Genomic DNA, 24,452 nt, shown 5'->3' with positions numbered 1-24,452 from the left:
GCACCATTGCACAGTTCGGCTATAACTGCAAAAAGCTCTTCTCTACAAAATTATACATAAAATTTGCCATACACTCAGCTAGGAAGTTTCTTTTTGGTTTGACAGGTTTTATCTGTCCGGCGCTGTTCTTGAACAAAAACTTGATGATGCTAAAAAGGAAGGAAAAATTGAAGTTGCAAAAACAATGCTGGCTAATAATGTTGATGTCACCACTATTGTTAAGTTTACTGGCCTCTCCATGAGTGAGATCAAAGAATTGCAGAATTAAGTGGACCCGCAAACGGTTACACGAAATAATGCTGCAGCCTGACCAGGTGATAAGTACATTTAGCCTATTTATCTTTATACTTTCATGCCAATTTTATAAATCAAATTTATTTCTGTGAATAGCTACAATTTAAAGACCTTGCTTCATCAATGTAATGGAACAAAACCTTTTTAGTAAGTTCAAAACCTTCTAAAGTCTCTCCTTCGCATCTTGCTGTAATGCAGTTTTGCGTATTTGATACCCTAAGAAGCCACCAACCTTTATTATCGGTTACTTTAACACCATCAAGATCTGAAAATACAATATTTTGCTTCTCCAGTATTTTCTTTATTGATTCAATTATTTGAAATTTTTTCTCATCTTTCACTACAATCTTTACTTCATGAGTGATATATAACCTCGGTAAATCCTCAATTACCTGAGATAGGCTTTGGTTTTTCTTAAGCAAAATGTCAACTGCTTTAACAGCAGAATATAGCCCATCATCAAAACCTAGCTCAGAAAAGAAGAAGTGCCCGCTTAATTCACCAGCAAACTTTGCCTCTTCCTCTACCATCTTCTTCTTAACTAGTGAATGTCCAGTAGCGCAGGTAATAACTTGCCCTCCTAACTTACTAACAAAATCATGCACTTTCATACTCATTTTTACGTTGGCAATAACTTTGCTTTCTGGATATTCCTCCAACACTTCACGTGCAAAAATTATAAATAAATGGTCATTGGAAACAACACTGCCTTTATTATCAATTAAGCGCACCCTATCGCTATCGCCATCTAGCGCAATGCCAAGATCACATCCATATTCCTTCACAATGTCAATTAATTGAGCGAGATTTTTTTCCTCTATGGGATCTGGATCATGCAGTGGAAATGCCCCATCTATAGAGTTATTGGTTACGATGTGTGTATGACCAGGCAAGATCTTTTCAATATACCTTATAATTCCACTTGCTGGACTATTTCCACAATCCCAGGCTATTTTTAATTTCTGTGTAGTATCGTTCTTCACTGCACTTTTTAATATGCGAATGTACTCACTATATATATTTATGTTAATTAAGCTTCCAATCCTTGTACTGTCTTTAATTGGATTGCTTATAATTTCCTTTATCTCTTGATCTGAGAAGACTTTTTTATTACTAAAAAATTTAAAGCCATTGTATTCACTTGGGTTATGAGAAGCGGTTATTACAATACCAAGATCCGCCTGCGTGATTTGTGTTGCAGCGTAGAGCATAGGTGAAGAGCATAGTCCAACGCGTATAACATTTGCACCGGATAAAGTTAAGCCCCTAATTAATTCTCTTTCTATACCTGGTGAATCTATTCTGCTGTCGTAGCCGACACAAACACTAGCTACGGTTTGGCCAAACTTTCTACCTATCTCGTACCCATCATTAATCTGCAAATCTTTGCCTACTATACCTCTAATATCGTATTTTCTTATAATGGTATTGTCCATACTGCACTGCTTAAGGAGTAACTACTATATAACATAATGGACAAGTGCTCAAGTTTATTTACTCAACGATTAGTTGATTTTTTAAAAAAAATCTGTTAATATTATAGTATACTTTTTAAAGATGCAAAATTATGCCACAGGAAAACGAAAATGTATTTATAGCTGAGAATCAAAGTCTAAATGTAGATGAACAGAAGAAAAATGATATTCTAAGTGTCATTGAATCTTGCAACGATCTTCAGGATTTTATTAAAAGACTGGAGGAAGAAAATTTAATCTGGTACTTTATTGGTCCTTTACGCAAAGATGAGGACATTACAGGACAGATAAATTTAAAGTGGGAAAAGGAGTTCCAAAAATTTGAGCAATCAATAAACACAATGCATAAAGAACTTAAGTCGTCTCTGCCTGGTCAAAATTTCTTAGCGTATTCAACAAAAGATAACGACTTCAAAATTAGATTTGAAAATGAAGAAAAACCAATAGAAATTAGCAATATTTTAAGAGCCAGCAGAGAAGGTAAGGTTTATAACATATCTTTAGAGAAAGATAGTCAAATAACTGCGACCAAAAAAGGCAGCGAAAGGCACTATGATTTTACTGGTTCAAGCTCATGTGAAATGACCATTAACTGGCAGGCTAAAGATTCTGAAGGTAACAGCATAGACTGTAGCATGATCGTAAAATTGGATTCTAGTGGTATACAAAGTGTCATTGGTGAGCCAAAGTTTGGTGATTTAAAGTTCACACCAGAGGAAATAAAAGATAAAATATTAAAATTAGTTGAGCAGAATAAAGAAGTTTTTATCAATGGAAAAACTCTGCATCAAGCTTTTACTGACATGTCCAGGAGTGTAGACGATCAGCAAGTACCAGCAGAGGAAATATTTACAAAAGATCCACATATATCACCACAGTCACCTACACCAAGCAGCAGTGGGTATTCCTCTCCTAGCACACCTTCTTCACGTAGAAGTTCTTTCTCTAGTGTTAGTGAATTTAGTGATGAAGATGAAATACTTGAGGATGATATGTCTAGTGATGAAGAAGAGCATGAACAAGAAGGAGCAAAAGGTGAAGTAGACGAAATTGAGGAATTAGAGAAAGAAAAAGAAACATTTGCTAAATATTTTGCAGCGCAGGCAAAGCAGCTTGAGGATCTAAGATTAGAACGTGACTTCTTGAGAGATGAAGTTAATGAACAACGGCAAGTTATATCTGAAAAAAATCAAAGAATAAAGGAACAAGGTACTTTAATTGAGTCGCTTATGAGTAAAGAGCAATTAAAGAATCAAGAGTTAGTTAAGGAATTAAATCAACTGTACAAAGAAAAAGAAGATTTAGAAATGGCAATTCAGCAATCTGGTATAGGTAAAAAGTCTCTTGCAGATGAGATAGAAGAAGTGGAGAAAAATGAGAAAATAGAGAGTTTGAGAAAAGAAATTAAGCAGAAGGATGAAAAGATACAGCAGATAGTAAGAGAGAGCCAGAAATTAGAAGGAAAGCTTCAAGATTTAAGGGCAAAGTATTCGGAAGTAAAAAACGAAGATAGTGAGTATATTGAAAATTTAACCCGTAAACTAAAACAAGCTGAGATTGAATTTATCGATAATAAAGATAAGCTGACTGAGCAAATAGAAAAATTGGCAGAAGAAAAGGAAAATTTATTTAGACAATTAAGAGCAAAAAGTACAGATTCAACATCGTTCAGAAAGCAACAATCAGAAATAGATAAGCTTAAACAACAGCTTAAGGAAAAGGAAGGGATGTTAACGTGTACACAGGAAGAGCTGGCATCTGTCAAAGAGAGTCTAGAGCAACTGCAGAACATATTACAGCAGGAAAAAGGTCAGGCAACTCAAACTGAAGTTGAATATGAAAGTAGAGGAACAAGCATGCAGCAGCAAGACCAAGGTACACAAGCTGTAAACAACAACTCAAGCAGAATAGCTAGTGGGTTAAGACAAGAAAACAAAAAATTGACTAGAGACAAACTAACTATATCTGAACAATTAAAACAAAAAATAAGAGAGATTGACGAGTTAAAGAAAAATTTAAAGCAATTACAAGAAGAAAATAAACAACTAAAACAAGAAGTTACTAAAAACGCAGGAGTTGATACACCATCTTCAACAGGTCAAAAAGAAGCTAAAGAAGCAGAAGTTATACCGCAAAACATTATGGATTGGCCTGTTCCAATTCCAGACGATAAACCGGAAGAGCAGAAAACTCCATTAGAGCCAATCAAGGTAAATACAGAATTATCAGATCCAAAATCAATCCCCGCTGAGGATCCAGAAAAATCTCCTCCTCTTTCAAAAGGATGAGTTTTGCTTCTATTGTTAACTATAGCTAAGACGTCATACCGCCACGGCGCTAACGAGTAGCGGAATGACGAGGTTATCGTCATTCCGCCGCGAACCGTCACACTGCCGCGGTATCTCACATAGATCCCGCTAACAAGCAGCGGGATGACAGCAATCCTACGTCATACCGCGATTCATTCGCGGTATCTCATCCGCTAACACGTAGCAGGATGACGATTGTCAAGGTGTCATCCGAGTAGCTTGACTACTTGGATCCAGAAAACTTAACTTTAAATAAGTGGCTGCATAATAAAGACTAGATTCCAGCGTCACGCGCTGGAATGACACCATTTTCGGTCTCTTAAATTGCTTTAGCTACAAACATTAAGAAATTTACCAAGCGGAAAAAAAGGCAAAAGAAGCCCCGTGGTGCGAGTTTTGACTCTATATTACTGTAAGTGGCGCTGTAATAATGTGCTAACGCTTAAAATAAGCGCGATTTGGCTGAATGTAGAAAAAATAAAAAAGACATGCAGCCGCTATAATTTTATGTAATCCGCCAATAAATACCTGAGTTTTTTACTGAATTTTGTCATTGAGCCTGCAGGTCAAAAACAAGTTTTGAGTCATAAATACCCTTATTGTCATAATAAGGGGGCTGGCGGAGTTTGTCAAGTAAGTTTTTTCGTTTCTATGGGTTAGTTGGTACGCGCTTTGCGTTTTAACAGATGTAAAAGCACAATTATTACGAACAACATTCCACCAATAACTGATATAGCTCCACCCGCAATAAAACAAGCACGTGCCAACATTGATGAAATACTTGGCAGATCTGCAACTTTTCTTAAGGCACCATATCCACCAAGCCATACAAGTCCAGTAATATGGAGAAAATGCCCCACACTGTAAGCATAAATCTGTAATCTTACCATGGAACTTTTTACCTCTTTAAAGTTTAATTTAGGTAACAGCCAATAAATGAAATTCATAAAAGCTATAGTGATCCCAACTACAGAACCATGATAATGAGCGGGAATGGTGACATTTCCTTCAATAGTCAGCACTCCAAGCACATCTCCATAAATGAACAATAAAAATGAATGTAATAAATAGTTGCTTTTATCATTAGTAAAAGTCCTGATGTTGCAGCACACTAATATTATCAAAAAGCACGGCAAAACTGCTCCAGCAATTCTCATATGCCAAGTAAAAAACTGTATTAACTTGGCGCTATCAATTGGATAAACAAAATATATAAACGATGCACCCATAGCCAAAATTGTGTTTATAAATAGTGGTAAAATAGTAATTTTATTGCTTGAAGCTAAACTAGCATCGCTTAACATTATTAAATAGACTAAAAACATTCCTTGAGTAAAAGCAAACTGCAATAAATGTCCGCCTCCCCAAAAGAGATATTCGTAAAACAAATTCTTATCTGAGTGATATAGACCTGGAGGCATATTTTGATATGCTAAAACAAAGCAAAGAAATGACGAAACAAGTGTAATAACCAGCCCAACTTGCCCCACAGAGAGAAATGAAACCTCTTTTTTTGATGTGTATGCTAGCATTGCATTTACTAATATACTGGTGGTAAACAAACCAAGACCAAATAAGAATAATTTGTTTTGTAACACGGGAATATAGTTACTTTTGATAACTTCAGTGTTTGGAACGAATGCAGATACAAACATCAGCAGCATCGAAAGGGTTGATAGAACCCATGAAAAGTTAAACCAACTATTGGTATTTTGTAGGTTTATGATAAAGAGCAGAGATATTATAGAGCACATCCACACCAAAATTGACAAATTCACGTGTATCACCAGCGCATTATCAAAGATATATTGTGCAGAAGGAACGAGAGAGGAGATAAAAGGCAATCGTAAAAAAATAACAATTATTGACAGTAACCCAGAGCAAGCAAGAGCACATACTGCTAAGAATATCCACTGTTTACAAAGTGTAGCGTTATTTTGTATGTTGAGCACGGTCATTTTCTCTTTTTATTTTTGATTGATAAAGTATTATAATATAAAGCGCTATAAATTTTTCAAATTAATTGGCATTGATGAATAATATCACAGCAAAGCAGGTCATATCCTTATGGAATGCGCAAGTTGGTGGGTTTTTGCCGGACAAAAGAGAAATGGAGATTGTATAATATCTTCTTAATCTAATGCTTCAATGTTTCCGACATAGGAAAAGTATCATCTTTATTTTCTATAGAGGAAGGCACACTATTTTGATTATCACTATCAATTGGAGTAGTAGGGTGCATTAAAGCAACTTTCATAACTTCATCAATATTCTTAGCAAAAACTACGTTGATCCCCTCTTTGATGCTTGCCGGAATCTCTTGCATATCTTTCTCATTTTCACTTGGTATAATCACAGTTTTGATTGATCCTCTGAGCGCTGCAAGCAATTTTTCTCTTAAGCCCCCAATAGCTAAAACTCTACCACGCAATGTCACTTCGCCTGTCATAGCAACATTTTTGTTAACTGGTATATTCGTCATAAGAGAAACAATAGACGTACATACCGCGCCGCCAGCAGAAGGGCCATCTTTTGGTACCGCACCCTCAGGTACATGTAAATGTATATCATTATTTTGGAATTTTTCGGGCTTTATACCAAAAAACAAACAATTTGATCGAATATAACTATACGCAGCTTTTATAGATTCTTGCATAACCTCTCCAAGCTTTCCTGTGTATTTTATTTCTCCCTTGCCCGGAATTAGGACTGATTCTATCATCAAAATATCACCACCTGTTTCAGTATAGGCAAGCCCAGTTACTACTCCCACTAAACTCTCATTTTCTGCAATACCAAAGGTATATTTACGTACCCCTAAATAATCTTGTAAATTGTCAACCCCTACGGATATTTTCTTATTTTTATCAGTCAATATTTCTTTAACTGCCTTTCTCATGAGCTTTGCAAGCTCCCTTTCCATACTCCGCACACCACTTTCACGTGTATATAAACGTATCAACTTGTATAACGCCTCATTAGTTATGTCCCATTCCTTCTGATACAAACCATGCTCCTTCTTTAACTTCGGAATAAGGTGGTGTGTAGCAATACTGATTTTTTCATCTTCAGTATACCCGGACAATTGTATAATTTCCATCCTATCACGCAAAGGATGTGGCAAATTTAAGCTGTTTGCCGTAGCTACAAACATTACACTTGAAAGATCAAACTCAACTTCCAAGTAATGATCCGTAAAGTGTTTATTGTGCTCAGTATCTAAAACCTCAAGTAATGCAGATGCAGGATCGCCACGCGAATCAGAACCCATCTTATCTATTTCATCAAGCAGAAAAAGCGGGTTGCATGAATTAGCTTTTTTCATATGTTGAATAATTTTACCAGGCATTGAGCCAATATAAGTTTTCCTATGCCCTCGTATCTCGGACTCATCACGCACACCACCAAGAGCTATGCGAACAAAATCTCTTCCTACTGCTCCTGCCATAGACTTAGCTAAAGAAGTTTTACCAACACCTGGCGGTCCAACCAAGCAAAGTATAGGACCTTTTATCTCTTTTACTCTTTTTAATACTGCTAAAAATTCTATTATCCTATCTTTTACTTTCTCTATGCCATAATGATTTTCATCTAAGATTTTCTTAGCTGCATTTAAGTTAATTTTTGCATCTTTGTACTTTCCCCACGGCAAATCAAGTAACCAATGCAAGTAACTAGATATAACTGTAGCTTCAGGAGAAATGGGATTCATTTTCTTGTATCTCTTCAAATCAGTTATAGCTTTCTCTCTTGCTTCCTGAGAAAGCTTTGTTTCATTTATCTTTTTTTCAAATTCATTGAGTATATTCCCTTCATCACCATTCTCAAATTCGTCTAATTCTTTCTGTATAGCTTTCAATTGCTCGTTAAGGTAGTAAACTTTCTGAGTGCTTTCAACTTGCGATTTAATTGTCTTATATAAACGGTTTTGTGCGTTCAAAATACTTATTTCTCCCTCAATAAAAGCAAAAGCTTTTTTTAAACGCTCTTTTGGGTCATAAGCCTCAAGTATGCTTTGTTTATCCGATACTTTTATATTTAAATGTGAAGCTACCGTGTCTACAAGTTGATCAACTTCTTTGATTTGATCAATGGGGTTAATGGCAACTTCAGGCTGATTTTTCTTGTTTAGCTTACACCAGCTATCGAACGCGTCTATAACAGATCGCCTTAAAGCTTCTAAATCAATATTGTCTTCATCTTCTTTATAATGATTGTCTAACTCTACCCTGGCTTGTAATAAAGTATGAGAGCTAATATATTCTACAACTCTTCCCCTTCTTATCCCCCGGATTATAACTTTTACTGCATTGTCAGGCAATTTTATTAATGGTTGTATAATGTTTGCTAACACACCTACTTCATAAAGATCTTCAGGCTCTGGATTATCAACAGAGCCATCTTTCTGTGCTACAAGAAAAATCTCATTTTGGTGACTACTACTACTTGTTGCATATTCTAGTGCATTAACAGATTTTTCTCTGCCTATGAATAAAGGCACCATTATATTTGGAAAAATTACTACATCTCTTAAAGGTAATACTGGCAATGCAGTAAAACTAGAGCTCACAGCACGTTCAATGTTCATAATATATGCCTCAAATTAATCATTAACCGTTATAACATTGCCATTATTATTATGATTAACCGTTGCTTTTCCTAATTCTACCATTTTCTTAGTGATTACTATAGTGCTACCTTCAAAATCTCCGTTTCCAGCTGTATACATAACGTCAAGCAAAAGTGACTCCAAGATAGCACGTAACATTCTTGCACCTGTTTTATAGCTTATAGCCTTTTTAGCAATAGCTGATATTGCTTCATCTGAAAACTCAAGGTTTACTTTGCTAAACGCAAGCAATGCTTTGTACTGTTTTATTAGTGCATTCCTTGGCTCTGTCAACACATGTATTAAATCTTCATGATCCAACTCATCTAAAACAGCAGTTATTGGAACCCGCCCTACAAATTCGGGTATTAAACCGAATTTGATTAAATCTTCAGGTTGAACATCATGTAAAGCATTCTTTTTCTTTTGCTCTTTAGACTGACTTATATCTGCTCCAAAGCCAACTGACGTTCCCTTTTTCTCGCTTCAATAATCTTATCGAGGCCTTCAAAAGCTCCTCCACAAATAAATAGTATGTTACTAGTATCCACTTGTATAAACTCTTGTTGTGGGTGTTTTCGCCCTCCTTGTGGCGGAACATAAGCAACTGTACCCTCCATAATCTTAAGCAGAGCTTGCTGGACCCCTTCACCTGAAATGTCACGGGTTATTGAAGTGCTTTCAGATTTTCTTGTAATCTTGTCTATTTCATCTATAAACACTATACCACGCTGTGCTTTTGCAACGTCATAATTTGCAGCTTGTAATAAACGCGACAACACGCTTTCTACATCATCACCCACATAACCTGCCTCAGTTAAAGTTGTCGCATCAGCCATGGCAAATGGCACATCTGAAACTTTAGCAAGTGTTTTGGCTAGCAAAGTCTTACCAGAACCAGTGGGACCAATAAGCATTATATTTGACTTCTCGATTTCAATATCACTTATAGCATGAAATTGTACCATGGATTGACAATGGTTATACATAGCTACAGATAAAACGTGTTGCGCGTGTTCTTGACCTACAACATGCTTGCTGAGAAAATTTTTTATATCCTCAGGTTTCTTTAGTAATAGCTTCATATCAGATATACGATCTGAATTAAAAGATCTATCTTTCTTTTGACTTATTGCTTTATGGGATAATTCTATGCACTCATTACAAATAAACACCTTTAAACCATCCGAGGAGTTAGTAATCAATTTATCTACTTCATCTTGCGCCTTGTTGCAAAAAGAACAGTAGTGTAAATCATTATTGTTATCCATTAACCCACCTTTTGTTTAACTTTAATATTTTCAATTTCAATATCTGTACGCTCAGCTATCACCCTGTCAATTAAGCCAATTTTCCTTGCTTCTTCAGGATCCATGAATTTATCTCTTTCCATCATTCCTTCAATTTTCTTCAGTGAATTTCCAGTATGTTTTTCATAAATTTGATTTAGTTTTTTCTTAACTCGCAAAATTTCATTAGCATGTATTTCTATATCAGTTGCTTGACCATGATAACCACCAGATGGCTGATGTATCATAATTCTTGAATGAGGTAGAGAGTAGCGCTTACCTTTTGTACCAGATGCAAGCAATAAGGAACCCATAGACGCAGCTTGACCTATACATAAAGTTGAAACGTCTGGGTTTATATACTGCATTGTATCGTAGATCGACAAACCAGCAGTTACAATACCACCTGGTGAGTTGATGTACATACAAATGTCTTTATCGGGATTTTCCGATTCTAAAAATAAAAGCTGTGCTACTATTACACTGGCCATGTTGTCCTCAATAGGACCTGTTACGAAAATTATTCTTTCTTTCACTAGTCTTGAATATATGTCATAAGCGCGCTCACCGCGACTAGTTTGTTCAACTACAATTGGTATAAGAGTCATACCTTTTCCTATTAAATATTACCAAACAATTCCTTTAATTCTTTCACAGAAATAATCTGCTCTTCTTTACTAACTTTTTCTATTATATAATCTGTCACTTTATACTCAAGCGCTTGCCCTCTAACTAATTCTTGAAATTGTTTATTTGATTCAAAATGCTTAAGTACTCTGTCAAACGGTACATCCTTACTGACATATTGATTTACAATAACATTCAAAACATCATTTTGAGTTAATGATATTTTATTTTCTGCACTAAATTTCATAAATAACATAGCAAGCTTTACACGTTTTTCAGCTTCTTTACAAGAATCATTTTGAGCACCCAGTTCTCCTTCCATTCTTTGTTGCTCCTGTTTTACTATGTCTGTGGGTAAATCAAAACTATAATTAGCATCCAAATAATCAAATAGCTCCTTTTTAATTAAGAGATTTCTCATTTCGGTGCACTGATCACCAATCATTTTTTTTGCATGACTTATTAGCAAAGAATAATCTTTAAAACCAATACTCCTAGCTATTTCATCATCATTTTCAAAATCTTTGGCAATTTGAATCTCATTAACTCGCACAGAAAAATCAGCTTCCTGTCCTGCAAGTGAAATGGCTTGGTAATTTTCAGGAAATTGCAACTTAAAGTCCTTTGTTTCTCCCTTTTTCATACCAGTTAATTGATCTTCAAAACCATTAATAAATGTGCCAGACCCTAAATTAACGGCAAAATTTTTGCTACTTCCACCCTGAAAGAGCTTATTCCTAATCCGCCCTTCAAAATCAATTATCAATTTATCCCCATCTTTCGCTTGATAAGAAGCATCATCAACAGAGGCGAAATTGGGGAACTTTGTTTTAATAGAATCAATAAATTCTTTTATATCTTCCTCTTCAATCTTTGCTTCAATTTTCTTTAAGTTTATTTTGTCAAGATCTATCATCGGTACTTCAGGCATCGACTCAAAAGATAGCTTGTATACAAAATTGCCCTCCTCATTTTCTTTGCCCAGATCTGGTAATGATATAACATCAACCTTAGGATAAATGTGAGACTTGACTTCAATTTTTTTCATCAAATCACTTGAGCAATAATCAATTGTATTATTTATCACATATTCCAAAGCTTCGTTTTTATAATTTGCAACAACAAGGTCATAGGGCATCTTTCCAGCCCTAAACCCAGGTGATTTTGCATTTTCTGCTATCTCTTGCAACCTGGAATTTACCTTTTGTTTTATATAATCACTACCAACTGTGATTTCATACTCATACTTTAGTTTATCTATACTAAGCTCTTTGTAGGTATATACGCTACTTACTTCGACTGTATTTTGAGGTATATTATTAGACATCATAATTCATTTATTAACATTTTAATTCATATCTTAATAGAGTCATTTTACCAGAATTTAAGTTAAACACAATCCTTAAGAACAGGTTTTTATACAAACAAAAGTGTATTCAGTGATTATAAATTTTCCCTTAAAACCTAAGTTACATGACTTTAAAGTGCGGATAGAGGGACTTGAACCCCCACGAGCAAGCTCACCAGGACCTAAACCTGGCACGTCTACCAATTCCGCCATATCCGCAAGAAATTTTCAGTACCCTATTATAGGTATTCCATTAAAAATATTCAAGGTTTAAAGTCTTACTTAATTTATAGTATTTACACAATCAAAAAAGCTTATTAACATTTCTTAATGAAAGCTCTAAATCCTGAAAATCAATAATGAGATTAATAACAAGCTTCTTACTTGCAATTTTTTTGATTACACAAAGTGGTTGCACAACCCTTATAATAGGTGGTGTGGTGGCTACAGCGACAGCAACAGCAATAACAATGCAGGACAAATCCTTGGGAAATATCATTGATGATACGACTATGGTCATCAGAATTAATAAGGGGCTCTTAAAACATGGGCTATTTTCATCCATAAAAGTTAAAGTAAGTGAAGGAAGAGTATTGCTCATTGGAAGTGTTGACACTCCTGAAAAACAACTTACAGCAGAAAAAATAGCTTGGCAGCAAAAAGAAATTAAAGAAGTGATAAATGAAATAAGAGTAATACCAATTCAAATGGCTTCCATGCTAGACACTACTGTAGATGGCATGATAACAGCGGAAATAAGAACAAGACTTCTGGGGAAAAGAAATATTAAATCAATTAATTATAGCGTTAATACGGTTGATAGAGTTGTTTATTTGATGGGTATAGCCCAAAATAAAGCGGAATTAAAAGCTGTAATATCAATTGCAAGAAAAGTAAAGGGAGTAAAACAAGTTGTAAGTTATGTACGATATAAGTACAGTAAATTACGCCATTAGGCAAAAATCGCCTTCAAATTATAACATTTGTACAGTTGTGACAATAGGTAGAGAACATAAATGAAAGTTGCCTTTCAGATGGATGAAAATATAAATTTTGAAACTGACACTACATTCGTGCTAATAAAGGAAGCACAAAGGAGGAAGCACGAAGTTTTTGTCTATGCTCCTAACAATTTAGCACTAAAGCTAAACCATCCAATTGCTCTTGCTCAGAAAGTCAGCGTTGATGATTTTAGTTTTATCTCTAAAGAGGATGTAGCAATCAACTTGAATGAAATGGACATCATATTTATCAGACAGGATCCACCCTTTGATATGCGCTACATTACAACAACCTATATCTTAGAAAAAACCAGCGCATTGGTAATTAACAATCCAACAGAAATAAGAAATTGTCCTGAAAAATTGATAACTTCATTATTTCCAGAGCTAATTCCGCCGACTTTGATCACTGAAAATATATCGATGATTAGAGATTTCTACCACAACTATCAAGATATTATTCTGAAGCCGTTGTATAGTTATGGAGGAAACGATGTAATAAGAATACGAGATGAAAACAGCATTCAAGTGGTAGTGGATCTCATGATAGCAAAATATGAATGTCCTGTAATTGCGCAATCATTTTGTAAAAACATAGATAAAGATAAAAGAATATTGCTACTTTATGGTCAACCAATTGGAGTAATGAAACGAGTTCCAAAAATCAGTGGAGAGATCAGAACAAACATGCGACTTGGAGCAAGTTTTGAGCCCGCTCAAATGAACGATAGAGACAATGAAATATGTAACAAAATTGGTCCTGAATTAAAGAAAAGGGGGCTAATATTTGTTGGTATTGATATTATAGATGACTTCCTGCTCGAAATTAACACAACTTCACCCACGGGAGTGGTTTATATCAATAAATTATATAATATATCGCTAGAAAAAGACCTTTGGGATGTGTTTGAAGAAAAAGCAAGCAGCCATCAACTAAACCTGTGAACAATTACCTTAACAAACTCAGTAGTCCCATTGGGAGTGTTAAATAAACTGTGTCAAACCGAAAAAAAAGTAATAAATTGATATAAAAAAATGGAGGTTTGACAATGAGTCAGAAAGTAGTAAACAGAACTACCGGTTTGGTAGATTATAAAGAATTAGAAACAAATATCCTGTCGTCTATACGAGAAGGAAGACCGTTGACAGGAAGAGATGGAGCATTAACACCGTTTATAAAAAAGTTGCTGGAGGTAAGCCTGGAAGGTGAAATAGAAAACCACTTGTCGGCTGAAAGCGAAGAGAATAATCGAAGAAATGGGAGGAATGCAAAGACTTTACGTACAAGCGCAGGGTCATTTGAGCTTTTGACGCCAAGAGATAGGGAAGGAAGTTTCGAACCACAAATAGTCAAAAAAAGGCAAACAAACTTACATCCAGAGCTTGAAACGAAGATTTTGAGCACATTTGCCAGTGGTATGGGCTATAGAGATATAGTGTCACATGTTGAGGAAATTTATGATCACAAAATATCGGTGGCAGAGATATCAAGTATTACTGACAAATTGCTACCAGTAATCAACGAATGGCGTAGTCGCCCGCTGCAGTCTGTATATCCGATAGTTTTCATGGTTTTTTAAAGTCAAAGAGGACGGGCATTGCGTAAGTAAATGCATGTATAACATATTAGGCATAGATCAAAATGGCAAAAAAGAAGTATTAGGTTTTTATTTGGCTGAAAGTGAAGGAGCTAACTTCTGGTTGGGAGTGCTAAATGACCTCAAAGAAAGAGGAGTAGAAGATATCCTTATTGCCTGCGTTGATGGGCTGAAAAGCTTTCCTGCAGCTATAAACAGTGTCTTTCCTAATGCGGAAGTGCAGATGTGTATAGTGCATCAGATACGCAACTCACTGAAGTATGTGGCCAGTAAAGATGCGAAGAGTTTTTTGAGCGATTTAAAGAAGGTATATCAAGCTTCAAGCAAGGAAATTGCCGAGAATTATCTGTTGGAATTGGATGAAAAATGGGGCACAAAGTACCCTATGGTTATAAAATCTTGGCAGAATAATTGGGAAAACTTGTCTGGTTATTTTAAGTATTCTGGTCCAGTTAGGAGGATAATCTACACCACCAATCCCATAGAGGGGCTACATAGGCAAATTAGGAAATTCACTAAGACCAAAGGCTCATTTACCAGCATAAATGCCTTGTATAAGCAGGTATATTGTGCTATAAAGAAGGCAGAGGAAAAGTGGACGATGCCTGTACATGATTGGGCATTAACTATCTCTCAACTTGATGTTTTCTTTCCTGGCAGATTGAAAATTGAGTTGAACTAAAAATGCGGTTTGACACAGTTTATTTAACACTCCCTCTTTCTTGTAATTATTAATTAATTTTTTTTGTATTTCTTTTTGTTGTGTTTTTTGTTCTTGCTGATGAGAGGAAGGGATTTCTTTATCTATGTGAATTTGTAAAACCGGCGCACTAGTACTGGTATTAATTATTTCTTGTTGTACTTTTTGCTCTGATTGATTAGAAGTAGGAATTTCTCTATCCGTATAAACAGTCGCACTAGCGCTGGCATTAATTCCTTCTTGTCGTGTTTTTTGCTCTAGTTGATGAGAAAAAGGGATTTCTTTATCCGTATAAACAGTCGCATTAGTGCTGGTATTAATTCTTTCTTGTTGTACTTCTTGCTCTGGTTGATTAGAAGGAGGAACTCTTTTATCTGTACTAAAAATTTCTTCACTAGAAACTTGTTGATCTTCTTTTATATCTTCAGAAATTCCACTAAGGAGTGGTACAAAATGTTGCATGTAATTCACTACTCCTACAGTTTTTTTACTATTATCTATCTTTAATTGATCAAGATTCACATCTTGTATAAAAACTTCTAGATCATCATCATGTGCTGTAATTTTAGTTACTGTAACTTTTTGACTATCTTCCTCTATTGAATAAATATAAAGCTCCACTTCATACTTATCACATATCATTCTCCCTTCAACCCCTGGGCGACCCCATATAGGTGGGCTAGCTTCTGTAGCCATACTTCTAATATCTTTTAAATATCTATCAAAAGATGCAATATTGTCTGGTATAATATTGTTCTGGTTATCTTTCATTACATTTCCGTTTGAACCTATCATAGGTACAGCATATCCTTCAGCAATATTTTTTGTTATTTCATTAAAAACCCATCGTGAGTCCTTTTTGTTTTCAGCATAATCTGCACAATCTTTTCTTAATGATTTTGCGGTAAAACGATAACCAGGTTTTATATTTAACTCATTCAACCCTTGAGCCACGGAGTCAAAAAAGCAATCTCCTGTCTTTATAGCAATTCCTATGTTTAGATTTTTGGGACAAGCATTTTTTAAATTATGCAGTAAATCACTTGATTTTTTCTTTTCTTTGATTTGTCGAAAAAGAGCAATTGGTTCTCTTGTATAATTAGGCTCTTTCATATTGTAACCTCAGAATGGTAGCTATATGTTAAGTTTAACACTTTTTAATGGATTAGTCAACCTTTGCAGGCTAAGGTTATGCTCGACTGTAGGCATCACCTGCTTTTCTTGAGCTACTGCGTATCTTATACGTACTGCTATTTATCACATTCATAATTAGATTCGTTTACGTTGTCAAGTAAAAAAATAAAATTTTATAGCAAATTAATCGCTGAAGCTAGTTTTTGCTTGCGACTTAATTCATCTACTTTTTTGCGTAATACATTCAAATCAGTTGCTCCTACAAACAGACTATCCCCAATTATTAAAAAAGGTGTGCCCCCTACTCCCAAATCTCTTACTAGGAGCTTACTGCCATTTATCATTTGCTCAATTTTGTCCGCGTTATTTTTCATGGAATTATTAAAATCGTCCTCATCAATCCCTATGCTTTTCACTATATCCAATATGCTTTCGTCTGAAAATCCTCCTTTGTGACTTAAAGCAGAATAGTGAAAGTCGAAATATTTTTCTTTATCAATAAAGTAAACAGCTAAAGCGCTTTTTGCTGCCCTTAAAGAGTCATTACCAAGTATTGGAGCATCCCTAAAGATATACTTAATTTTACCGTCGTTAATTAACTGTTTTATATCGTCTTTTATAGTCTTGCAATATCCACAAGAATAGTCAAAGAAACCTACAGCTATAACACTACTATTTTCATTTCCGGAGTAAGGACAAGTAAGGTCAAATATTTGATCCTTGTATTGTGAAATTTTACTTTTGGTCACATTATCTCGAGCAGCGTAACTACTTTTAATCGACTCCTCTTTGAGAGTTTTTACGATCTTATCAAAATTTCTACTTATATAATTATCTAATTTCTCACCTATATAATCATCGCTTAGCATTTGGCTGCGATTTGAAAGCCAATTGTTTATTACTGGTAAACTTGCTACTGCCAGTATAAGGATCAATAAAAACGATATTCTAGACATACAATTTATTTAAAAACCTACAACATAAAACTTTAGTACACATTTATCTGTATATTAAAAGAAGCATCTAATATTAATATATGAAAACATTTATATCAAGTGTATTTTATAACCAGTTTTGCCTCAAATGCAAACTTTACGTACAATGGAACTCAAGCACATTACTGAAAAGCTCATCAGAAGACTTGGTGATGCAAATGACCAAACCATCGCCAGAATAGCCAATTATGAGATGCTCTATCTTTTACCGCCGCGTATAACAACTGTAAACATGGCGGTAAAAAAAGTTGATCATCTTATAACCGCCGTGTATAATGCTAACAAATGCGGCGGTAAATTATATGAGCGAACCAATAATTGGTAGAGAAAAGGAAATAGCCATTCTAGAAAGTAAGCTTCTCTTTTCCCCATTTGCTGAGTTTATTGCAGTGTATGGTCGGCGTCGTGTGGGTAAGACGTACCTAATAAAACAATTTTTCAGTAAACATGCCGATGTTTTATTTGAACAAACAGGTCTTAATAATGGTACTATGCAGGAACAACTTGCAATTTTTACACAGTCGTTATCAAATACTTTTTATAAAGGTGCAAAAATGGCTTTGCCTGAAGTGTGGCTGGATGCATTACAACAATTAACACTTGCTATTGATAACACACATGAGAATGAACACATTGTCTTATTTTTTGATGAACTTCCATGGTTAGCTACAAGAAAGTCTCGTTTTCTAGAAACGTTAGAATATTTTTGGAATATACATTGGACAAACCGAAAGAAGCTTATCTTGGTTGTATGTGGTTCAGCAGCTTCTTGGATGTTGGAAAATATAATTTATACCAAAAGGGGGGTTGCATAACCGCATTACCGCAAGGATACCTTTGCAGCCTTTTAACTTACGTGAAACTAAAGAGTATCTAAGATATTTAGGAATCAACCTTAATCACCAGCAGATATTACAGATCTATATGGCTATTGGAGGAATACCACATTACCTTAAGGAAGTAAGTAAAGGATTATCAGCAGCACAAAACATTAATATGATCTGTTTTCAGAAGGGTGGTTTGTTATTTGATGAATTTGATATGTTGTTTCACTCCTTGTATGAAGAGCCAGAGACATATCTAAATATCATTCGTGCGATTGCAAAAAAGCCAAAAGGGATAAGCAGAAAAGAACTTATAAAAGCGACTAAAATCACTGAGGGTGGTCGCTTAACTGCTAAATTAAGGAGTTTAGAAGAAGCAGGATTTATTGGTGGTTTTTTACCATTGAACAAGGGAAAGAGAGGAGTATATTACAGGGTAATGGACGAATATGTATTATTTTATCTAACGTGGATTGAGCCGTTTAAGGAAGTAACAAAAAGGGCAATAATAAGTGATGCTCACTATTGGGAGTTAGCAATAAAGAAACCAGCTTGGCAAACATGGACAGGGCAAACATTTGAAGCAGTGTGTTTTAAACATGCCAATGTAATTAGAAAAAAATTAGATATAGAGCATATAGCAGTTATATGTGGAGATTGGCAATATCAACCAGAAAAATACAGTAAAGAGTCTGGTGCTCAAATAGATCTAGTTTTCGATCGAGAAGATGGATGTGTAATGCTCTGTGAGATAAAATATAGTGATAAACCTTATACAGTAACAAAGGAATTTGTCGAACAATTAAAAAGAAAAGAAGCAATTTATAGAGAAAAAACGAAATCAAAGAAGCAAATATTCTGGGTGTTAATTGCTGCAAATGGAGTTTCTGAGAACCAATATCTAAAAGATACGATACATCATGTGATTACACTAGAAGACTTGTTTTAAGTTATTTTAAATTTTAATATGTACACCAACTTACGCGACTTCATTAAAGCCTTAGAAGAAAAAAAAGATCTGATTAGGATTAAGGAGGAAGTTTCAACAGTTCTTGAAATGACAGAAATTCACCGTAGGGTTTTGTCAAATAAAGGACCAGCTATCATCTTTGAAAATGTTGTCACGGAAAACGGTAAAAATTCGATTCCAGTTTTGGTGAATTTATTTGGTACTATTAAGAGGATTGCATTGGGGTTGAACATAAACCCTGGTGAACTAAGAGATCTTGGTAAACTTTTAGCATTTTTGCGATCACCTGAGCCACCAAAAAACTTCAAAGATGCCGTGAAAATGTTTCCTTTACTAAAAGTTGTATTGTCGATGCGAAGTAAAGTTGTGAGCAAGGCTCCATGTCAAGAAGTGGTGCTAACTGGGGATGAGGTGGATCTTAGTTTGCTACCTATTCAAACATGCTGGCCAAATGAACCTGCACCACTTATCACCTGGCCAATTGTGGTGACAAAAGGCCCAACGGAAGACAAGCAAGATAATTTCAATCTTGGAATATATCGTATGCAGGTTATAGATAAAAAAACGACTCTAATGCGCTGGCTTGCACATCGTGGTGGTGCAGGTCACCACAAACGATGGAAAGAGAAGGAACAAAATATGAAATTTCCTGCTGCTGCTGTGATCGGTAGTGATCCTGCAACAATTATTGCTGCGGTAACTCCAGTGCCAGAAACATTGTCAGAATACCAATTTGCTGGGTTGCTGCGCAAAAAACCGCTTGAGCTTGTAAATTGTAAGACTATTCCGCTTCAAGTGCCAGCTCATGCAGAGATTGTTCTGGAAGGCTATGTAAGTTTGGATAGATATCAAGATGAAGGGCCATACGGAGATCACACCGGCTACTATAATTCTGTTGAGCAATTTCCAGAATTTAATATTACTGCAATTACTATGCGCAAAAATCCAATTTATCTCAGCACTTTCACTGGCAAGCCACCTGATGAACCATCAATTCTTGGTGAAGCGCTCAACGAAATCTTTGTGCCCATTCTTATCAATCAATTTCCAGAGATAGTGGATTTTTATCTACCACCAGAAGGTTGTTCATATAGAATAGCGGTGATATCGATAAAAAAGTCTTATCCAGGGCAGGCAAAAAGAATTGTTATGGGCATACTTTCCTTTCTAAAGCAATTTTTATACACGAAGTTTATTATCGTTGTTGATGATGATATAAATGTACGTGATTGGAAGGAAGTGATGTGGGCAATATCAACGAGAATGGACCCTGTGCGTGACACAATCACAATAGAGAACGCACCTATTGATTATTTAGATTTTGCTTCCCCTGAAAGTGGACTTGGAGGTAAAATGGGATTTGATGCAACAAATAAAATCCCGCCTGAAACCAAACGAGAATGGGGAGAGAAAATTAAAATGAGTGAGGAAATAGTAAGAAAAGTCACGGAGAAGTGGGAAGAATATGGATTGACAGGTGATTAAATTATGATGTAGCCTATCGCCGTATATCCGGGGGTGGGTTGTTGTGAGGCTTTTTCACTTTTTATTCTTGTTAATGTGTTTTTCTCTGTATTACTATGCGGGTTTTATATTTTCGCCCTGCCCAAAAGCTACGGTTTGCTTTTCACCTGGAGAAGATTGTGCTGTACCGATAATCAGCGTAATAGATCAGTCTAAAAAATCTATCTTAGTTCAAGAATATACATTTACTCTTGGAACAGTTGCAAAATCTTTGATTAATGCTAAAGAACGCGGTGTTGATGTTAAAGTCATCTTAGATAAATCGCAACTCTACTCAAAATATAGTGTTATAAATGAATTATTTTCAGGTGGAGTACCAATTTGGATCGATGATAAGCCAAAGATTGCTCATAATAAGATAATGATTGTTGACAATCAAAAAGTCATCACAGGGTCATTTAACCTTAGTAAGACAGCTAAAAAAGGAAATGCTGAAAATTTATTAATTATTACAGATTATCCTGAATTGATTCAGCAGTATGTGAAAAACTGGGAGGCACGAATGTCACAATCTTATAAATACGCTCCCAACTAATCGAGAGCGCTTGCTTAAAATCAGTTCTAAAAACAGCAAGAGAGAGCTTTTTTGATTGATTGACATAATGATTATGATATAATGAACTAAAAGTTTAAGGAATAAAGTAATGGATTATATAAATGATGCTGACGGTAGCTACACTGCCATTCATGATTTTTTTCAAAACAACGGTGTTGGAGATTACAAAGTTCAATGCAGTTATGGTGGGGTGCCGTATGCTACTGATGAGTACGTGCATTCTGGCGATAAATTTTGGAGTAATAATTTCATAGACTCACATTTTGGCAGGGAAATAAAAATGTATCCTCAAAGTGAACTTTTAGCTAAAGAATATGCTGGAAATACGTTGCCAGTTTCAATATCACTAGATAAGGATTTAATAAAAATGAAGGAATGTCAGAAAAAAACGAAATTTGTGGAACTAGAAAGGGAGTCAGGTGATTTAGTGTATGATAAGCAAAAGCATGTAAAGTGTTACACAACAAAGCTATCATATGATGATGTACATATTTACAATAACGATAAAGTTTCAACATTTAGCATAAAATACGACGTGCCAAATGATCCGAAATACAGTTTAAATATAACATTTACAAAGGTTAATGATAATAAACCAGGATTTTGGCAAAAATTTAAAAACATGTTTTAACCTGACCGTTCACTGGTTTTTACTCAATCAATCAATTACATTCTGTAATATTTGGGACGTCAAAAATTGACTTTATTTTTCTTGAGCTTTTTTTAATTTAAAATAAATACAGAAGCTTGTATCTTGAAATTTGCTGCAAGTGCAATTGCTTTCTAGCTATCTTTTATGGTATCTGTTCAGCTAAGCGGTGTGAGAGATAATATAGCTAAACTGACTTAGATTTACCGATAATTTGAAAAACAAAAATTCGTCATTCCGCTACTTGTTAGCGGAATCTATGCTGAGATACCGCGGCGGTATGACGTAGGAAAACCTTTCTTGGGTTAGCTATATCAGTTAATATTAAATTTTTATAATTAAAAAATATGCTATTTTTTAAAACTTTCATTCTCCTTGACTCTGTCAACTTCACAAAACAACTCTTGGACCAAATGTATCTGGCATAACACCTTTTGGTAACTTGCTACTTCTTTTTTTTCCGCATCTCCAACAACGGCCATTGATATTCCACTACATAAGGCTTAATTTTTGGTAGATCAACTTTTTTATGAATAATACTATGCTTCTCCTTAAATTGACCATTTCCCCTAAACGCTATTAGCTTCCTTAAAACTTACATTAATGCCTATTTTGCCTAAACTGAAGCGTCTTTTCCAATTTTTTCTAGCATCAACTCAGCAGCTTTTTGTTCAGCAATCTTTTTACTAGAAGCACATGCAGAAACTTTACCATAATCTTCTATGCAAACTGATATAGTAAATTCAGGATTGTGTGCTGGTCCAGTTTGTTTTACAAGCTCATACTCTGGTAAAGGCAATTTGTTTTTCTGAGTCCACTCTTGCAGTGAGGTTTTAGGATCTTGAGGGGGGTCAAGCATGCTTTTAGCTAGCTTTTCCCAATATTGGGTAATAAATTTTTCAACATTTTCAAGTCCGCCATCAATATAAATTGCACCTATTAGTGCTTCAAGCGAGTTTTCTAAATTTTTTAGGTTACATCTTCCTCCATTGCAGCGTTCACTATTATTCATGATGATAAAGCTGCCTAATTTTATTTCTTTAGCAACATTAGCAATGGTGTTGCCACAAACTAAATCCGTCTTTCTTTTTGCCAATGCTCCTTCTTTTTCTTCAGGAAATAGTTTAAACAGTATGGCAGATACGACCATATTCAAAACACTATCGCCCAAAAACTCTAGTCTTTCGTAGCTTACAATCTGGTTTTTGCTATTCCTTTTATTTACGCTTGGGTGAGTTAGTGCCTCTTCTAATATTGCATAATTTGTAAATTTATAATCAATGATCTTAGATATTGCATCATTCAAACTCTTCATACCCATTATTTAAAAGAAAAGCACTTTCTACCACCTTTATACCAGAGAATTAGTCTTATTTTATTAAAATAATACCACCAACTTCCAAAATTAATGTATACAACCCACCACCTCACTAATGTTACTAAATCCATCTCTCCTTATTAGTTCTGCAAGTTCTAGATTAATTTTGTTTACAACTTGAGGTCCGTGGTATATGAGAGCAGTGTACAACTGCACCAAAGAGGCTCCTGCCTTTATTTTTTTATATGCATCAGCACCACTTGAGATTCCTCCGCACCCTATCAATAATATTTTGCCCTTAGTAAATTTGTACATATCGCCCAATAACTCGGTTGAAAGTTTGAACAGTGGTTTGCCACTCAATCCGCCACTTTCGTTGTGGTGGGAATGCAGATTATCTCTACTTACCGTAGTGTTGCTTACTGTTAATCCGTCAATCTTATATTCCAACGCAAGCTCAGCGATATTTTCTTTCGTTTGCTGATCTATATCTGGTGAGATTTTTAATATTATTGGTATGGATTTAGAATTATCAATTGATTTCCGGATGGATTTCAACAATTTCGATAATTCTTGCTTATTGTGCAGATTGCGTAAATTAGGCGTGTTTGGAGACGAGATGTTCAGCACTATATAATTGCTTTTTCCATATACCATCTTTATTAAATCAACATAATCACTAATTTGGTCTTTCGATGCACTATTTTTTCCTATATTTATGCCAAAAATGCAGTCATCAAGCTTGGTTTCATCTATTTGTTTAAGAAAATAGTCTATTCCTTTATTGTTAAATCCCAATCTGTTAATTACCCCTTGATCTTTAATTAACCGAAAAATTCTTGGTTTTTTGTTTCCATATTGTGGATTACGAGTTACAGTACCAGTTTCAATAAACCCAAAACCAAATGAAAGCATAGGCCTTATAACTTCTGCATTCTTGTCAAAACCTGCAGCCAGGCCCACGGGGCTTCTGAGCTTATTACCAAAAAAATTCACACTCAAAGATTCTGGTAGCTCTATAGGATTCTTATAAGGTATTTTCTTTAATGCCATGATTGCCAAAGAGTGAGCAACTTCAGGCGGCAGTAAAAACAATAAATTACGTAATATCATTTTGTAAAACACTTTGCTTATTTTTAGTTTATTTTTTACCATGAAACGCTATAAGAGTATAACCATAACTTGAAAAGAAATTGATTTTACTTATGAATAATGGACAAGCTTTCTCTATA

At 35.1% G+C, this 24,452-nt stretch carries 18 protein-coding genes, 1 tRNA gene and 4 pseudogenes; 11 read left to right on the top strand and 12 right to left on the bottom strand.

From position 1 onward, the window contains the following. Positions 1-121: 121 nt before the first annotated feature. Positions 122-268, top strand: a pseudogene (locus NMD99_RS06850) (Rpn family recombination-promoting nuclease/putative transposase); the annotation flags it as partial. A 106-nt stretch (positions 269-374) separates the two neighbouring features. Here NMD99_RS06850 and NMD99_RS06845 read toward each other — a convergent pair. Then, the gene (locus NMD99_RS06845; RefSeq protein WP_253309477.1) at positions 375-1,730 is read right to left on the bottom strand and encodes a phosphomannomutase/phosphoglucomutase; all 1,356 of its coding nucleotides are present in this window, start codon (positions 1,728-1,730) and stop codon (positions 375-377) included. Positions 1,731-1,861: 131 nt separating this feature from the next. Here NMD99_RS06845 and NMD99_RS06840 point away from each other — a divergent pair, with 131 nt between their 5' ends. Next, on the top strand, positions 1,862-4,057 hold the full coding sequence (locus NMD99_RS06840) for a coiled-coil domain-containing protein (RefSeq protein WP_265016437.1): 2,196 nt from the start codon (positions 1,862-1,864) through the stop codon (positions 4,055-4,057). Positions 4,058-4,734: 677 nt separating this feature from the next. Here the strand turns inward: NMD99_RS06840 and NMD99_RS06835 are convergent. The 6 genes and pseudogenes from NMD99_RS06835 to NMD99_RS06810 all read right to left on the bottom strand — a co-directional run bounded on the left by NMD99_RS06835 (position 4,735) and on the right by NMD99_RS06810 (position 12,170). After that, positions 4,735-6,030: a cbb3-type cytochrome c oxidase subunit I gene (locus NMD99_RS06835; RefSeq protein ID WP_309166004.1), complete on the bottom strand. Its 1,296-nt coding sequence runs from the start codon at positions 6,028-6,030 to the stop codon at positions 4,735-4,737. Positions 6,031-6,215: 185 nt separating this feature from the next. Next, positions 6,216-8,666, bottom strand: a complete 2,451-nt coding sequence (gene lon, locus NMD99_RS06830) for an endopeptidase La (protein ID WP_265016438.1) — start codon at positions 8,664-8,666, stop codon at positions 6,216-6,218. 15 nt (positions 8,667-8,681) lie between these two features. After that, positions 8,682-9,958: pseudogene (gene clpX, locus NMD99_RS06825) on the bottom strand (ATP-dependent Clp protease ATP-binding subunit ClpX). Beyond that, entirely contained in the window at positions 9,958-10,584 is a 627-nt protein-coding gene (clpP, locus tag NMD99_RS06820; RefSeq protein WP_253309482.1) for an ATP-dependent Clp endopeptidase proteolytic subunit ClpP, read from the bottom strand. Before clpP ends, clpX begins: the two are co-directional and overlap by 1 nt. An 11-nt stretch (positions 10,585-10,595) precedes the next feature. Further along, complete coding sequence (gene tig / locus NMD99_RS06815) at positions 10,596-11,930, bottom strand: trigger factor (RefSeq protein ID WP_264688507.1); 1,335 nt, start codon at positions 11,928-11,930, stop codon at positions 10,596-10,598. A 158-nt stretch (positions 11,931-12,088) separates the two neighbouring features. After that, positions 12,089-12,170, bottom strand: a tRNA-Leu gene (locus NMD99_RS06810). A 140-nt stretch (positions 12,171-12,310) separates the two neighbouring features. Here NMD99_RS06810 and NMD99_RS06805 point away from each other — a divergent pair. From NMD99_RS06805 to NMD99_RS06795, 3 genes and pseudogenes are all read left to right on the top strand, one after another. Continuing rightward, the gene (locus tag NMD99_RS06805) at positions 12,311-12,907 is read left to right on the top strand and encodes a BON domain-containing protein (protein WP_064124795.1); all 597 of its coding nucleotides are present in this window, start codon (positions 12,311-12,313) and stop codon (positions 12,905-12,907) included. A gap of 60 nt (positions 12,908-12,967) precedes the next feature. Beyond that, positions 12,968-13,897: a glutathione synthase gene (gshB, locus tag NMD99_RS06800; RefSeq protein WP_264688409.1), complete on the top strand. Its 930-nt coding sequence runs from the start codon at positions 12,968-12,970 to the stop codon at positions 13,895-13,897. Between the two features lie 104 nt (positions 13,898-14,001). Continuing rightward, positions 14,002-15,232 (top strand): annotated as a pseudogene (locus NMD99_RS06795) (IS256-like element ISWpi15 family transposase). Here NMD99_RS06795 and NMD99_RS06790 read toward each other — a convergent pair. Next, positions 15,173-16,363, bottom strand: coding sequence for an OTU domain-containing protein (locus NMD99_RS06790; RefSeq protein ID WP_253309837.1), 1,191 nt, complete (start codon positions 16,361-16,363; stop codon positions 15,173-15,175). The pseudogene NMD99_RS06795 and the gene NMD99_RS06790 sit on opposite strands and share 60 nt — an antisense overlap. Positions 16,364-16,557: 194 nt before the next feature. Further along, positions 16,558-17,340: a DsbA family protein gene (locus tag NMD99_RS06785; RefSeq protein ID WP_309165998.1), complete on the bottom strand. Its 783-nt coding sequence runs from the start codon at positions 17,338-17,340 to the stop codon at positions 16,558-16,560. Between the two features lie 118 nt (positions 17,341-17,458). On the opposite strand from NMD99_RS06785, the gene NMD99_RS06780 reads away from it, so the two are divergent. From NMD99_RS06780 to NMD99_RS06755, 6 genes are all read left to right on the top strand, one after another. Continuing rightward, the gene (locus tag NMD99_RS06780; protein ID WP_264688386.1) at positions 17,459-17,704 is read left to right on the top strand and encodes a hypothetical protein; all 246 of its coding nucleotides are present in this window, start codon (positions 17,459-17,461) and stop codon (positions 17,702-17,704) included. Further along, positions 17,682-18,194 (top strand): AAA family ATPase, encoded by a 513-nt coding sequence (locus tag NMD99_RS06775; protein WP_253309840.1) that lies wholly within the window; start codon positions 17,682-17,684, stop codon positions 18,192-18,194. Before NMD99_RS06780 ends, NMD99_RS06775 begins: the two co-directional genes overlap by 23 nt. Further along, the gene (locus NMD99_RS06770; RefSeq protein WP_309165996.1) at positions 18,187-19,152 is read left to right on the top strand and encodes an AAA family ATPase; all 966 of its coding nucleotides are present in this window, start codon (positions 18,187-18,189) and stop codon (positions 19,150-19,152) included. Before NMD99_RS06775 ends, NMD99_RS06770 begins: the two co-directional genes overlap by 8 nt. Before the next feature lie 18 nt (positions 19,153-19,170). Further along, positions 19,171-20,658 carry a UbiD family decarboxylase gene (locus NMD99_RS06765; protein ID WP_253309842.1) on the top strand — a complete coding sequence of 496 codons (1,488 nt, stop codon included), beginning with the start codon at positions 19,171-19,173 and terminating at the stop codon, positions 20,656-20,658. Positions 20,659-20,701: 43 nt separating this feature from the next. After that, positions 20,702-21,232: a phospholipase D family nuclease gene (locus NMD99_RS06760; RefSeq protein ID WP_253309843.1), complete on the top strand. Its 531-nt coding sequence runs from the start codon at positions 20,702-20,704 to the stop codon at positions 21,230-21,232. A 109-nt stretch (positions 21,233-21,341) separates the two neighbouring features. Next, entirely contained in the window at positions 21,342-21,884 is a 543-nt protein-coding gene (locus NMD99_RS06755; RefSeq protein WP_253309844.1) for a hypothetical protein, read from the top strand. Between the two features lie 417 nt (positions 21,885-22,301). On the opposite strand, the pseudogene NMD99_RS06750 reads toward NMD99_RS06755, so the two are convergent. The 3 genes and pseudogenes from NMD99_RS06750 to NMD99_RS06740 form a co-directional block, all read right to left on the bottom strand. Beyond that, a pseudogene (locus tag NMD99_RS06750) lies at positions 22,302-22,437 on the bottom strand (IS66 family transposase); the annotation flags it as partial. A gap of 81 nt (positions 22,438-22,518) precedes the next feature. Continuing rightward, a complete protein-coding gene (gene rnc / locus NMD99_RS06745; protein WP_253309845.1) occupies positions 22,519-23,217 on the bottom strand; it encodes a ribonuclease III in 699 nt (232 codons plus the stop codon). 90 nt (positions 23,218-23,307) lie between these two features. After that, a complete protein-coding gene (locus NMD99_RS06740) occupies positions 23,308-24,375 on the bottom strand; it encodes a quinone-dependent dihydroorotate dehydrogenase (RefSeq protein ID WP_264688383.1) in 1,068 nt (355 codons plus the stop codon). Between the last annotated feature and the right edge of the window lie 77 nt (positions 24,376-24,452).

Origin of the sequence: Wolbachia endosymbiont of Listronotus oregonensis (genome assembly GCF_031205055.1) — a bacterium.
GTDB lineage: Bacteria > Pseudomonadota > Alphaproteobacteria > Rickettsiales > Anaplasmataceae > Wolbachia.
The sequence above is the reverse complement of the archived record's forward strand: the minus strand, read 5'-3'. Positions and strand labels throughout refer to the sequence as shown.

Bases quoted from the DNA above. Each gene is read 5' to 3' on its own strand.
- NMD99_RS06790 (WP_253309837.1), bottom strand. From the start codon at position 16,363: ATGAAAGAGCCTAATTATACAAGAGAACCAATTGCTCTTTTTCGACAA.
- NMD99_RS06845 (WP_253309477.1), bottom strand. From the start codon at position 1,730: ATGGACAATACCATTATAAGAAAATACGATATTAGAGGTATAGTAGGC.
- NMD99_RS06775 (WP_253309840.1), top strand. From the start codon at position 17,682: ATGAGCGAACCAATAATTGGTAGAGAAAAGGAAATAGCCATTCTAGAA.
- NMD99_RS06805 (WP_064124795.1), top strand. From the start codon at position 12,311: ATGAGATTAATAACAAGCTTCTTACTTGCAATTTTTTTGATTACACAA.
- NMD99_RS06785 (WP_309165998.1), bottom strand. From the start codon at position 17,340: ATGTCTAGAATATCGTTTTTATTGATCCTTATACTGGCAGTAGCAAGT.
- gshB (WP_264688409.1), top strand. From the start codon at position 12,968: ATGAAAGTTGCCTTTCAGATGGATGAAAATATAAATTTTGAAACTGAC.
- tig (WP_264688507.1), bottom strand. From the start codon at position 11,930: ATGTCTAATAATATACCTCAAAATACAGTCGAAGTAAGTAGCGTATAT.
- NMD99_RS06840 (WP_265016437.1), top strand. From the start codon at position 1,862: ATGCCACAGGAAAACGAAAATGTATTTATAGCTGAGAATCAAAGTCTA.
- lon (WP_265016438.1), bottom strand. From the start codon at position 8,666: ATGAACATTGAACGTGCTGTGAGCTCTAGTTTTACTGCATTGCCAGTA.
- NMD99_RS06755 (WP_253309844.1), top strand. From the start codon at position 21,342: ATGGATTATATAAATGATGCTGACGGTAGCTACACTGCCATTCATGAT.
- clpP (WP_253309482.1), bottom strand. From the start codon at position 10,584: ATGACTCTTATACCAATTGTAGTTGAACAAACTAGTCGCGGTGAGCGC.
- rnc (WP_253309845.1), bottom strand. From the start codon at position 23,217: ATGAAGAGTTTGAATGATGCAATATCTAAGATCATTGATTATAAATTT.
- NMD99_RS06765 (WP_253309842.1), top strand. From the start codon at position 19,171: ATGTACACCAACTTACGCGACTTCATTAAAGCCTTAGAAGAAAAAAAA.
- NMD99_RS06740 (WP_264688383.1), bottom strand. From the start codon at position 24,375: ATGGTAAAAAATAAACTAAAAATAAGCAAAGTGTTTTACAAAATGATA.